Below are 12762 nucleotides of genomic sequence, written 5' to 3'. Positions count from 1 at the left end.
TGGTAAGGACGGTTAGAACCGTCCTTACCACTCACGAGTTCACTGGCCGGGGACCAGGGTGCGGATCTGCTGGACCTCGCCGGTACGCGAGTCCATGATCCGCTGGGCCAGTGCCTTCGACTCCGGGTTCTTGCCGTCCTTCAGCTCGGTCCTCGCCAGCGCGACCCCGTTGTGCTGGTGCGCGACGAAGATGTCGGCGAAGTCGAGCGTGAACTCCTGTCCGTCCTTTTTGGATAATGCCTCAAGCAGGCCTTTGTCGGTGAGCCCGTCGCCACCGTGATGGTGGTGCGCGTGCGGATCCATCGAGCCCGTCTCGGGTTTGCCCCAGGCCTTCAGCCAGTTCCGCATGTCGGTGCTCTCGGTCTGCTGCGTCGCCTCGATGGCGGCCGCGAGATTCTTGAGCTCCTCCTTCTGTGCCTGTTTGGCGGGCACCAGCTTGACGATCTCCACGCCCTGGCTGTTGTGGGCGAGCATCATCTGCAGGAACATCACGTCGGCGTCGTTGTACTCCGCGGACGCCGGGGCGCCCGTGGCCGACTGGGGAACCGGGGAGATCGGGGCGCCTGCGGTGTTGGGTGAGCCATCGCCGGCCCCGCAGCCCACGAGGGCCACGAGACCGGCGACGAGAACGAGGGCGAGCTTCACTGCCGTGTCCTCACTGCCGAGACCACAGCGCCGGGGTGTTCGGGGGTTCCCAGCCCTGGATCGCCGTGTGTGCCAGCTGGCAGCGGTAGCTCGCGCCGCCGTAGGTCACCGTGCTGCCGACCGCGTAGGCCGTCCCGGTCGCCCAGGTGCCGCCGGCGGGCGGGTTGCTGGTGCTGGTCGGGGGGTTCGACGTCGACGGCGGGTTGCTCGTGGTCGGCGGGTTGCTGGTGGTGGGCGGGTTGCCGCCGCCGATCTGCAGGTCGATGCAGCTGTAGAAGGCCATCGGCGTGTCCGCGATGTTCCAGATGGCGAGCACCTTCTGGCGGCCGCTGAAGCCGTTCAAGCTCACCGTGTGGGACGTCGGGTCCTTCGGCGCGGAGTTGTTCCCGCTGATGTCGGCGATCTTGGTGCCGCCGATGTAGTACTCGTAGTTCGTGGTCCGGTGGTAGGCGGTGAACTTCCAGTTGAAGGTCACGCTGTTGCCGACCGACGCGGCGGGCCACGACTTCGATTCGTCGTTGAGCTGCGCGAACCCCGGGACGCCGCCGTTGCAGCTGCGGAGCCCCTTGGGGCCCTCGACACTCTGGGGTTCGTAGACGATGCTGCCGCAGCCCGAAACCTTGCCCTGGGCGCAGTTCGCCTGGCGGCTGGGCGGGGTCAGCACGTAGCCGTGCGCGCTGGCCACCTGCGGGATGGCCACGATGGCGATCGGGGCGAGGATCGCACCGGCGGCGGCTGCCACGAGTTTGCGTTTGACGGTCATGCCGGCTCCTGGGGTGGAACGACGGTGTTCCCGTGAGGGGGAGCAATGTGGTCTAGACCATAAATCCGACGGTGACCGTGGTCAATGATTCACAGACCTACTGCTGCGTAGAGCCCAGGTAGAACAGCCGAACGGCCTAATACGAACGAACCACTGGATCAGTCCAGGGTGAAGGGGTCGTACTTGATCCGCGCCAGGTCCGTGCCGGCGGCGAGCAGTTTCGCGATCGTCGCGCGGATCATCGACGGTGACCCGGCGACGTACACGTCGCGGTCCTTCCAGCCGCCGCGCTGCGTGACCGCCATGGCCAGCGTGCCGCGGTCACCGCCGGTGATGGTGCCTTCCTCGGTCACCGGGGTCACCGTCAGCCAAGGACAGGTGACGGTCAGCCCGCGGAGCTCGTCGAGGGCGTAGAGGTCTTCCGGCTTCCGGCCGCCGAAGAACAGGTGCACCGGCGGGTTGCTCCGCCAGCGTGACATGTCGTCGAGCAGGGCGAGCAGCGGCGCGATCCCGGTGCCCCCGCCGACCATCAGCAGCGGACGGCTTTCCGTGTGGTGCACCGAAAGCGCGCCGAGCGAGGGGCCGAGCCGCCAGACGTCGCCGACCCGGGTGTGGTGGACGATCGCGCGCGAGACCCAGCCGCCGCGCACGGCGTGCACGTGGAACTCCATCGTCCCGTCGTCGTGCGGCGCGGTGGCGGGTGAGAAGTACCGCCACATCCTGGGCCGCTGGGGGACTTCGACACTGACGTAACCGCCGGCCCGGTACGGGAGCGGCTGATCGGTGCGCACCTTGATGACGGCGACGTCGCGGGACGCGAGACGGTGTTCGATGACGGTCGCCTTCCACCACGCGGGCCCGATCTCCTTGCCCGCGGCTTCGCGCATGCTCTTCGAAATGACGCCGTACGCGGTGACCCAGGCGTCTTCCACCTCGGGCGTCCAGTCGTCCTTCAAGAACCTTTTCAGCGCGGCGATGAGCGCGACGCCGACAGCGTCGTAGTGGCGGCCGAGGACATCGAACTTCCGGTGGTCACGGCCGAGCTGGGCGAGGAAGGTGGTCAGTTCGTCGGGCCGGTCCACCATCTGCACGACGTAGACGAGGGCGCGCAGTAAACGATTTCGTTGCGTGGCCATGTTGATCGGGAACAATGCCCTGGCGTCCGGCGAAACGGAGAAGAGTACCCCGTAGAAGTATTGGGACAGCTCTTCGGCTCTCGTTTCGACGGAGGCGAAACTCTCCCGGATGAGCTTCGCCATCTGGACGGTCTTGTCCGCGGCGGGTGCTTCGACCAGGGGCGGGACCGGAACCGGTGAAGATCTCGACGAACTCGGTGGATGTTCGTATTTCACTGTTTCTGCTGTCATGGGTGAACGATGTTCTCCTGTTTGATCGGGCATATTCTCCAGACCCGATGTCGTGATGGTGCTCTTGTTCCTCTGAAGGTTCTCGACTGTATGCCCGAAAGTCGTAAAAGGATCCGCGAATGGATGTTTCCCGCTCGAACGGACCAAACGATATACACGCCGTCAACCCCATCTGGCACTAAGTAAAGGTGATCATGCGCGAGCGATTTCCGTTGCTCACCAGTGTTTTTTCGCCAGTTCGCGGCGAAACATGATCCGCCGATCGGGTGGCGTTCTTTCCGCGATTAGCCGGTTACGTAACGGCAGGCGGTGTTTTGCTGATCTCCATTGTGGAGCCGCATTCACCGGTGTCTAGTCGATGGTGAAGGGGTCGTACGTGATCTGGTCGAGCGCGCTGCCCGCGACCAGCATCCGGGACACCGTCGCGCGGATCATCGTCGGCGAACCGGACACGAGAATGCGGTGCCCTGGCCAGGATCCGTTCTGGGTGACGGCTTCCGCGAGGGTGCCCTGGACGCAACCGGGCGCTTCCTCGCCGCGTTCGACCACCGGGGTCACGGTGAGCCAGGGGTTCGTGGCCGCGAGGGCGCGCAACTCGTCGAGGTCGTACAGGTCCTCACGCGACGGTCCACCGTAGAACAGCTGGACCTTGGGATTCTCGCCCCACTGCGCGAGGTCGTCCAGAATGGCGCGCAACGGCGCGACGCCGGTGCCGCCCGCGATCATCAGGACGGGGCGGCCGTCGGTGCGGTCGATCGAAAGCCTGCCCAGCGGCGGACCCAGCCGCCAGACGTCGCCCGGCTGCGTGTGACTCACGATCGCGCGGGACACCCAGCCACCGTCGACGGCGCGCACGTGGAACTCGATGCCGCCGTCCTCGCGTGGCGCGTTCGCCGGCGACAGATAGCGCCAGAGCCTCGGCCGCTGCGGGACTTCGACACTCATGTACTGCCCCGGCTGGTACGGCACCGGGAATTCGGGCTGGACGCGGACCAGGGCGAGATCCCAGGTGAGCCGCCGGTGTTCGAGCACGGTGGCCGACCACGACGCCGGGTTGACGTCGGCCGCGGCGGCCTCCTGCATCGCCCGGGCGACGATGGTGAACGCCTCCGCCCAGGCCCGTTCGACCTCCGGTGTCCAGTCCGGACCGAGGTGGTTCTTGAGCGAGGCGAGCAGCGCGGTGCCGACGGCCTCGTAGTGCCGCGGGATGACGCCGAACTTGCGGTGGTCGCGGCCGAGCTGCGTCAGGAACGGCACGAGGTCGTCCGGCCGGTCGACCATCTGCACGATGTGGACCAGCGCCCGCACCAGCCTGCCGCGCTGGACCTCCATGTTGATCGGGAAGAAGTCCCGGGTCGCGGGCGCGAGGGTGAACAGCATCCCGTAGAAGAACTGGGAGATCTCCGGGATGAAGGGTTCCGACTTCGCCCACGTGTCACGGATGAGCCGCACCATCGCGGTGACCGCGGGCGGGGCTTCCCTCGGCGCCGAGGATCGAGGGACCGGGCTGACCGCGTCGGCCGTCACGGGCTGGGAGTCGCTGATCGGGAAGTGCATACCGGAAGGGGAATCCGCTGGATCACGGACGGGGGACCACTGGAGAAGAATTCACGGATCATTCACCTCTCCGGTCAGTGGCTGTCGGCCGGTCGGCTGGTTCCGGCTCGCTCGCGAGACTAGCCGCCGAGAGACCTTTTGCCTGCATCGTTGCTCCGGACGGGTGTACTCGAATCCGGGTCGCAGTGGGCGATCTCACGAGGTAAATAGTTGCCTTACGCAAGTGTCCCCGAATAAAGTTGTACTGTACAAGTAGCTGGGAGGCAACGATGAGCTCCGCCGACGACGCCAGGGTCGAACTGATGCGTGAGCTGAAGGCCGCCTCCCAGCTGCAGCACGCTTGGATCATGCAGGCCTGGCAGGACGACCCCGGTCTGCATCCGGCGGCCGCGATGCTGCTTTCCGACCTCGCGAAGCACGGCGAGGCGCGCCCCTCGGAACTGGCCAAACGGCGCTTTGTGGACCTTTCCGTCGTGAGCAGGCAAATCTCCCAGCTGTCCGCGGCGGGCATGGTCGACCGCCGACCCGCGCCCGAGGACGGCCGCGCGTCGATCATCAGCATCTCCGAACAGGGCCACGAGGAACTGGGCCGCCGCCGGGCCGGCTATCTGAAGTTCATGGAGCGTGCGCTCGGTGACTGGGACGAGGAGAAGGTCCTCGAACTGACCACGCGCCTGGCGGAGATGAACGCCGACGTTCGCGCTGTCCTGTCGGTACGGACTTGCGACGTCTGACGGCGGCCGTTGCTACCCGTCGGTCTTGACTGAACGGACCTTTCGTAGCGCTGTGGCGCCGGTAGCGTCGAAGTTGTGCGGAGCAGGGTCGCGTTGCTGGTCGCTTTGGGAATCGACAACTTCGGCTCGGGACTCTTCCTCCCGCTGGGCCTCGTCTTCGTCATCCGTGTGGTGGGTCTTCCGCTCGCCCAAGCGGGGGCGGCGGTCACGCTCGGTGCCTTGGCCGGTCTGCTCGTCCCCGTGTTCGCGGGGCGGTTCGTGGATCTTTTCGGCCCGCGGACGGTGATGATCTGCTCCCACCTCCTCCAAGCCGCCGGGGTGGGCGCGTTCCTGCTGGCCGGCGGTTTCACCGGCGTCGTCGGGGCGTCGGTCATGCTCGCGGCCGGACAACAGTTGTTCTACAGCTCGCAGTTCTCGCTCATCGCGGACGTCGCGGGCGAAGGGCCGAAGGACCGGCCGTTCGCCGAAGCGGCGATGGTGCGCTCCGCGGGCTTCGGACTCGGCGGGCTCGCGGCCGCCGGGTTGCTGGTGTGGATCGGGCGCGGGGGACTGTATGTCGCGGTCATCCTCGACGTCTTCACGTTCGTCGTCGCCGCGGCGATCCTCGCGACGCTGGTGCCGCCGGTCCAGCGGCGCGTGCGACGGCTCGCGAGCCCCGCCCGTGTCTGGCGAAATCGCCCCTACCTGGCGCTGATCGTGTTCAGCGGGCTCTTCGCGCTCACGATGGACTTCTTCCTCATCGGAATGCCGGTGTACGTCTTCAACGCGCTGCAGGGTCCCGGCTGGCTTCCCGGCGCGATCATCGCGCTGCTCACCGTCGTCACCAGTCTGGGTGGTGTCGTCGGATTGCGGCTCACCCGGAGGCTGACCCGGATCGCCGCGATGCGCACGGGCTCGGCGCTGTTCGCGGTGTGGTGCCTGGCGTGCCTCGCGGTGGTGCTCGTGCCGAAGGTTCTCCAGCCGGTTTACCTGCTCGGCGCGACCCTCGTGCTGGCCGCCGGCGATCTCGCGTTCGGCCCGCGGTCCGGGGCGCTGGCCGAAGCCGCGGCGCCACCCGAGGCGCGAGGCCGCTACTTGGCGGCCTTTCAGTACGCGTTCACCCTCGCCGCGGTGATCGCTCCGGCCGTCGTCGCGCTGTTCTCCGTGGCAGTCTGGATCCCGTGGGTGCTCGTCGCCGCGTGCGCCTGCGCGGCCGTCGTCGGCCTCGGCCGGGTGGGTCCGCGGTTGCCCGCGGAAGCCGTCTCGCCGACCGAAGTCCGACCAATTCAGAGTTGAGCGGAACAGACTCAACTTTTCTGACGTTGTACGAGTCGAGGAAGAACTTCGCAGGACCTAGTACGAGGTGAGGGATGGACGCTTTCAACCCGACCACGAAGACCCAGCAGGCGATCTCGTCGGCGGCACAGGCGGCCACGATGGCGGGGAATCCGCACGTCGCGGCCGCGCATCTGCTCGGCGCCCTGCTGGCGCAGGGTGAGGGGCTCACCGCGCCGCTGCTGACCGCGGTCGGGGCCGACCCCGCGCAGGTGCACAAGGAGCTGGAGCCGCTGATCGCGGCGCTGCCGTCGGCGACCGGCGCCACCGTGTCGAGCCCGCAGTTCGACGGGCACGCGGTCAAGGCGCTGACGCACGCGCAGAAGCTCGCGACCGAACTCGGCGACGAGTACGTCTCGACGGAGCACCTTCTCGTCGGCCTCGCCACCGAAGGCGGCCCGGTGGCCGACCTGCTCAAGCGGCACGGCGCCACCCCGGACGCGCTGCGCGAGGCGTTCGCCAAGGTGCGCGGCTCCGCGCGGATCACCAGCGCGGATCCGGAGAGCACGTTCAAGGCGCTGGAGAAGTACGGCGTCGACCTGACCGAGCGCGCCCGCGCCGGCGAGCTGGACCCGGTGATCGGCCGCGACACCGAGATCCGCCGCGTGGTGCAGGTGCTCTCACGCCGGACCAAGAACAACCCGGTGCTCATCGGCGAGCCCGGCGTCGGCAAGACCGCCATCGTCGAAGGGCTCGCCCAGCGGATCATCGCCGGTGACGTGCCGGAGTCGCTGCGCGGCAAGCGCGTGGTGGCGCTGGACCTCGGTTCGATGGTCGCGGGAGCCAAGTTCCGCGGTGAGTTCGAAGAGCGGCTGAAGGCCGTGCTCAAGGAGATCACCGACTCCGCGGGCGAGGTCGTCACCTTCATCGACGAGCTGCACACCATCGTCGGCGCGGGCGCGACCGGCGAGGGCGCGATGGACGCGGGCAACATGATCAAGCCGATGCTCGCCCGCGGCGAGCTGCGGATGGTCGGCGCGACCACGCTCGACGAGTACCGCCAGCACATCGAGAAGGACGCCGCGCTGGAGCGGCGCTTCCAGCAGGTGCTGGTCGGCGAACCGTCACCCGAGGACACCATCGCCATCCTGCGCGGGCTCAAGGAGCGGTACGAGGTGCACCACGGGGTGCGCATCACCGACGCCGCGCTGGTCGCCGCCGCGACGCTGTCCGACCGCTACATCACCGCCCGGTTCCTGCCGGACAAGGCGATCGACCTGGTCGACGAGGCCGCGTCGAAGCTCCGCATGGAGATCGACTCCCGGCCGGTCGAGATCGACGAGGTCGAGCGCGCGGTGCGGCGGATGGAGATCGAGGAGATGGCGCTGTCCAAAGAGGACGATGTCGCCTCCAAGGAACGACTCGCCGCGTTGCGTTCGGAACTGGCCGAGAAGCGGGAGACGCTGACGGCGCTGACCGCGCGCTGGCAGAACGAGAAGGGCTCGATCGAACGCGTCCGCGAACTCAAGGAGCAGCTGGAGCAGCTGCGCGGCGAGTCCGAACGCGCCGAACGCGACGGCGACCTCGGCAAGGCCGCCGAACTCCGCTACGGCCGGATTCCCGCGCTGGAGAAGGAGTTCCAGGCCGCGACCGAAGCCAACGAGGTCAGCCAGCAGAACGTCATGCTGAAGGAGGAGGTCAGCGCGGACGACGTCGCCGACGTGGTCAGCGCGTGGACCGGCATCCCGGCGGGACGGCTGCTGGAGGGCGAGACGGGCAAGCTGCTCCGCATGGAAGAGGAGCTCGGCAAGCGGGTCGTCGGGCAGCGGGAGGCCGTGCAGGTCGTCTCGGACGCGGTGCGCCGCACCCGGGCCGGCGTCGCGGACCCCGACCGGCCGACCGGTTCGTTCCTGTTCCTCGGCCCGACCGGCGTCGGCAAGACCGAGCTGGCGAAGGCCCTCGCCGAGTTCCTGTTCGACGACGAACGCGCGATGCTGCGGATCGACATGAGCGAGTACGCCGAGAAGCATTCGGTGGCGCGCCTGGTCGGGGCGCCGCCGGGGTACGTCGGCTACGACCAGGGCGGGCAGCTGACCGAGTCCGTGCGCAGGCGACCGTACTCGGTGGTGCTGCTGGACGAGGTCGAGAAGGCGCACCCGGACGTGTTCGACGTGCTCCTCCAGGTGCTCGACGACGGACGGCTCACCGACGGCCAGGGCCGCACGGTGGACTTCCGCAACACCATCCTGGTGCTGACCTCGAACCTCGGTTCGCAGGCCATCGCCGACCCGTCGCTCGACGAGCGGCAGCGCAACGACGCGGTGATGTCGGTGGTGCAGCGGCAGTTCAAACCGGAGTTCCTGAACCGGCTGGACGACATCGTGGTCTTCCACGCGCTCGGCACCGACGAGCTGACGTCCATTGTGGACATCCAGATCGACAGGCTCGCCTCGCGGCTGGCGCGGCGCCGCCTGACGCTGGACGTCACCGCCGGGGCGCGCGAGTGGCTCGCGCTGAACGGCTTCGACCCGATCTACGGCGCGCGGCCGTTGCGGCGGCTGGTGCAGTCGGCGATCGGCGACAAGCTGGCGAAACAGTTGCTGGGCGGTGAGGTCCGGGACGGTGACACGGTCCGGGTCGACATCCCGGCCCAGGAGGCGTCGGAAGCCCTGACGGTCACCCGGGTGGACTGACAGCGGCCTCGTGAGTGGCAAGGACGGTTCTAACCGTCCTTGCCACTCACGAGGCTTGGCGATACGGCGACTTGTCGACGTTTTCCCGCGTCTTTCGTGGACTTTCCCGCGCCCGCCACCGAAAGGGGGGCGCGACACGGCGCCCGGCGATCACATCCGGTGAGGGCAGGGGGATACCCTGACCGTCGTGGGTATTCCGGCGTGGATCTGGTTCGTCATCGCCGCCGTCGCGTTGGTGGCGGGGCTGGCGCTGCTCGCGGCCGACCGGGCGAAGGAGGGCTCGCGCAATCGCGAGCGAATGCGCTGGGCCGAGCTGCGCGGCTGGCAGTTCGTCGAGGAGGACGAGCGGTTGCCGCGGCAGTGGTCCGGCGGCGCGATCGGCTACTTCGGCGCGCAGGTGGCGGTCAACGTCGTGGCCGGGTCCACCTTCACCTCCGACGGGCGGCGCCCCGTCTTCATCTTCGACATCGAGACCGAGGGCCAGATCCCGGCGGTCGTGGTCGCCGTGCGCTGCAACCGCGTGCACGAGACGCCGCTGGAGATGTGGTTGTCCAGCGTGCCGTTCCAGCGCCAGGACATGCCCGAGATGCTCGGCCCGATCGGCCAGCGCTACGCCTTCGCGGACGATTCCGAGGGTGCCCGCAAGGTGATCACCCAGGAACTCGTCGACGCGGCCGACTCGCTCGGCGGCGACGTCGGCGTGGCGTGGCTGGAGAACGAGTGGGTGCTCGCGAGCGTCGCGCCGAACGCCGGTCCGTCGCGGCTCGAGCGGCTGCTGCGCGACCTCGGCGAGATCGCCGACATCGTGGACCCGTTCGACGAGGAGTACGACAACGCCCAGGCCCCGGGTCGTCACTGGCAGGCCGAGGCCGCCGATGACATCGAGCCCAAGAGCTGAGTAGTCAGGCGCAGCCTGTCCATTGAGGGTGGCGGCGGGGCGGGGTCCGGGCTAGGACGGCTTGAGCTCCAGCGGGAGCGCGCTCGCGGTCATGCCGGTGTGCGCCGGCTGACCGAGCACGGTCAGGTCGAGCGTCCCGGACTGCGTCAGACGCCCGGCCTGTGCCGGATCGGTCGTGGGCAGCACTCCGCGCAGCGAAGTCGTCGCGGTGCCGCGGGCGGATGCCACGTCACCGATGCCGAGGTCGCCGCTGATCGTGTTCGAGCCCGACCCGGTGAGTCCCGCTCCGCGCTGCGCCAGATCCGCGTCCTGCCCGGTGGTCACCAGCCCGGTCGCCGGGCCGACGGTGCCGCCGAGCGCGTGTTCCTGGCCGAAATCGGTGCCCGAGCCGACATCCAGCGGCAGGACACCCTTGAACCGGCCGCCGCCGTGCTGTGCCGACGTCGTCCCGACGGCCGCGAAGTCGCCGAGGTCGACGGCGTGCCCGGAAGAGCGTCCTGTCTCCAGCATTCCGCCGAGGTCGCCGGAGAATCCGCCGTCGAGCCGCAGGGCCCTGCCGAGTCCTCCGGCGGCGTGCTGTTCGGTCTCGTTGATCACGCCGACGCCGGGCAGCGGGCGGACGGAGTGATAGGTCCCCTCGGAAGCGCCGACACCACGGCTGTCCTGGGAGACGAGGCTGGGGGTGCCCGTGCGCGGGTCGAGTGCCGCCTCGGTCAGCCGCGCGCCGGATCGCTCGAGCTTGGTCTCGTTTCCGGCCACGACGCTGCCGTAGCGGTCGAGCTTCACCGTGTCCCGCTGGCCTTGCGAGACAACCTCGGCGCTCTTCGCCGCGGCGAGCGCGCCGACCTTGTCGGGACGAACGGTGACGCCGTCGCGGGTCTCGATGGTCTCGCTCGCCGACCGGCGGACGTCCGCGACGATCTTCGCGTCGCCGAGGTCCTTGCTGTAGACGTTCCGTTCGGTGCTGGTCAGGAAGCCGCGAAGGACGGACGTGTCCCCTTCGCTCGTGAAGCCGACCCCGCGTTCGAGGGTGCCTTCGCGCTGATGATCGAGAGGAAGCGGGATCGCCGGATCCGTCTGGGCGGCGAGCGCGGTGGCCGGCCCGGCGAACAACAACGCCAGCGGCGCCGCGCCGGCCGCGACTTTGGGCAGGTAGCTCGGCTTGCGCCTGCTGTGCTTCCCCATGGTGCGGGACGATACTTCCCGACTTGGACCGATGCACGTCAGGTCCCCACGGTGGGTGACACTCACGCTGGACTGCGGGACCCGACTGAGGAGTAGGTTCCCGGTATGACATCCACCGCCCTGATCACCGGCGCCACCGCCGGCATCGGCGCGCAGTTCGCGCGCAGGCTCGCCGCCGAGGCTTACGACCTCGTGCTCGTCGCCCGCGACGTCGACAGGCTGGAGAGCTTCGCCGCGGAGCTGGTCGAGGCGCACGGGGTCGACGTCGTCGTGCTGCCCGCCGATCTGTCCGAAGTGGACGGACGTGCGCTGGTCGAGGCCCGGCTCGCCGACGAGCCCGTGGATCTCCTGGTGAACAACGCGGGCTTCGGCCTCAACGGGGACTTCTGGACCATTCCGCCGGACGCGCTGCAGCGTCAGCTCGACGTCAACGTCACGGCGGTCCTGCGGCTCACCCGCGCCGCGCTGCCAGGGATGATCGAACGCGGCGAAGGCGCGATCATCAACGTCAGCTCGGTCGCCGGTTTCTTCAGCGGCCGCGGTTCGACGTACACGGCCAGCAAGAACTGGGTCACTTCGTTCACCGAGGGCATCGCGGCCTCGCTGCCGAAGAGCATTCGCATGATGGCGCTCTGCCCCGGGTTCACCACCACGGAGTTCCACGAGCGGGCCGGGCTGGACCGGCCGGGTCCCAAGGCGTTCTGGCTCGGCGTCGACCAGGTCGTGGACGAGGCGCTCGCGGATCTGCGCCGCGGCAAGGTGATCTCGGTGCCGAGCCTGCAGTACAAGGCGCTCGTCGCGGTCGGCGGGCTGCTGCCGAGGGCGGTGCTGCGCAAACTCGGCGGTGGGTTCGGCGGCAAGGGCCGTACCTGAGGGGGTGTGTGGAAATAGGGACGTTGAGTGTCCCTATTTCCACACACCCCCCTCGGATCCGGTGATCACAGGGACTGTCGCGCGGGACCGTGTGGATTTTGGGTCATCTAACGCCACAAAACCACACGGGTGAGGAACGCGATCCGGCATCGGTCGATCGACCGCACTCCGTTGGCCTCCGCGAGTACACCGGGAGCGGCGGTGTGATCGGGGGTGTGAGACCGGCACCTCGCCGCATGGCGGTTCGAGCCCGTGCCGGGCGGGTATCTCTCCGATCATGAGGTCATCACGTCTTGTCGCGGCCGGAGTGCTGACGCTGGCCTTGGCCGCCTGTTCCACCGAGCCGCCGGCGGGCCCGCCGCCACCGGCGCCGGGCGGAGAGAGCGCGCAGCCGGTGAAGGCGATCGAAGCGGCGGCGGGCGCCGTGCCCGACGGGAAAGTCTTCGACGTGGAACACGCCAACGACGGCTGGGAGATCAAGGTCGCGTCGAACGGGCAGGAACACAAGGTGCGCGTGAGCCGCGACGGTGCTCGGATCCTCGGCAAGCAGCAAACGGCCAAACCGAGCGACGACTTGGCGAAGGCCGAACAGGCGACTGTCGACGCGGTCAAGGCGCTGCGGACCGCGCAGCAGCGTCAGCCCGGTGAGCTGGACGAGATGGAGATCGATCGCGCGGCCGACGGCGCCGTCGTCTGGGAGGTCGGGCTTCGCGACAGTACGGCGACCGAGCACGAGGTCATCGTGGACGCCAAGACCGGTGAGGTGAGGTAGGGCGCGCCCTACCAAGGAGAC

Annotated in this window: 11 protein-coding genes; 6 read left to right on the top strand and 5 right to left on the bottom strand. The window is 68.6% G+C overall.

Annotated elements, in window-relative coordinates; genetic code table 11:
- Positions 1-39: 39 nt before the first annotated feature.
- The 4 genes from ACLJPX_RS19630 to ACLJPX_RS19615 form a co-directional block, all read right to left on the bottom strand.
- Entirely contained in the window at positions 40-645 is a 606-nt protein-coding gene (locus ACLJPX_RS19630; RefSeq protein WP_101611380.1) for a DUF305 domain-containing protein, read from the bottom strand.
- Between the two features lie 10 nt (positions 646-655).
- Positions 656-1408: a lytic polysaccharide monooxygenase gene (locus ACLJPX_RS19625; protein ID WP_410601391.1), complete on the bottom strand. Its 753-nt coding sequence runs from the start codon at positions 1406-1408 to the stop codon at positions 656-658.
- 158 nt (positions 1409-1566) lie between these two features.
- Positions 1567-2667, bottom strand: a complete 1101-nt coding sequence (locus tag ACLJPX_RS19620) for a globin domain-containing protein (protein WP_410601903.1) — start codon at positions 2665-2667, stop codon at positions 1567-1569.
- A 459-nt stretch (positions 2668-3126) separates the two neighbouring features.
- Entirely contained in the window at positions 3127-4332 is a 1206-nt protein-coding gene (locus ACLJPX_RS19615; RefSeq protein ID WP_410601390.1) for a globin domain-containing protein, read from the bottom strand.
- A gap of 269 nt (positions 4333-4601) precedes the next feature.
- On the opposite strand from ACLJPX_RS19615, the gene ACLJPX_RS19610 reads away from it, so the two are divergent.
- The 4 genes from ACLJPX_RS19610 to ACLJPX_RS19595 all read left to right on the top strand — a co-directional run bounded on the left by ACLJPX_RS19610 (position 4602) and on the right by ACLJPX_RS19595 (position 9911).
- Positions 4602-5066 carry a MarR family winged helix-turn-helix transcriptional regulator gene (locus tag ACLJPX_RS19610; protein WP_101611378.1) on the top strand — a complete coding sequence of 155 codons (465 nt, stop codon included), beginning with the start codon at positions 4602-4604 and terminating at the stop codon, positions 5064-5066.
- Positions 5067-5141: 75 nt separating this feature from the next.
- Positions 5142-6341 (top strand): MFS transporter, encoded by a 1200-nt coding sequence (locus ACLJPX_RS19605; RefSeq protein WP_410601389.1) that lies wholly within the window; start codon positions 5142-5144, stop codon positions 6339-6341.
- A gap of 74 nt (positions 6342-6415) precedes the next feature.
- Complete coding sequence (gene clpB / locus ACLJPX_RS19600) at positions 6416-9013, top strand: ATP-dependent chaperone ClpB (RefSeq protein WP_410601388.1); 2598 nt, start codon at positions 6416-6418, stop codon at positions 9011-9013.
- A 187-nt stretch (positions 9014-9200) separates the two neighbouring features.
- Positions 9201-9911, top strand: a complete 711-nt coding sequence (locus ACLJPX_RS19595; protein ID WP_101611375.1) for a hypothetical protein — start codon at positions 9201-9203, stop codon at positions 9909-9911.
- Positions 9912-9962: 51 nt separating this feature from the next.
- On the opposite strand, the gene ACLJPX_RS19590 is transcribed toward ACLJPX_RS19595, so the two are convergent.
- The gene (locus ACLJPX_RS19590; protein ID WP_410601387.1) at positions 9963-11096 is read right to left on the bottom strand and encodes a hypothetical protein; all 1134 of its coding nucleotides are present in this window, start codon (positions 11094-11096) and stop codon (positions 9963-9965) included.
- Between the two features lie 105 nt (positions 11097-11201).
- Here ACLJPX_RS19590 and ACLJPX_RS19585 point away from each other — a divergent pair, with 105 nt between their 5' ends.
- The gene (locus tag ACLJPX_RS19585) at positions 11202-11969 is read left to right on the top strand and encodes an SDR family NAD(P)-dependent oxidoreductase (protein ID WP_101611372.1); all 768 of its coding nucleotides are present in this window, start codon (positions 11202-11204) and stop codon (positions 11967-11969) included.
- Between the two features lie 277 nt (positions 11970-12246).
- Positions 12247-12741 (top strand): PepSY domain-containing protein, encoded by a 495-nt coding sequence (locus ACLJPX_RS19580; RefSeq protein WP_410601386.1) that lies wholly within the window; start codon positions 12247-12249, stop codon positions 12739-12741.
- Positions 12742-12762: the final 21 nt, after the last annotated feature.

The organism is Amycolatopsis sp. lyj-90, assembly GCF_046549035.1.
Classification (GTDB): Bacteria; Actinomycetota; Actinomycetes; order Mycobacteriales; family Pseudonocardiaceae; genus Amycolatopsis.
The sequence above is the reverse complement of the archived record's forward strand: the minus strand, read 5'-3'. Positions and strand labels throughout refer to the sequence as shown.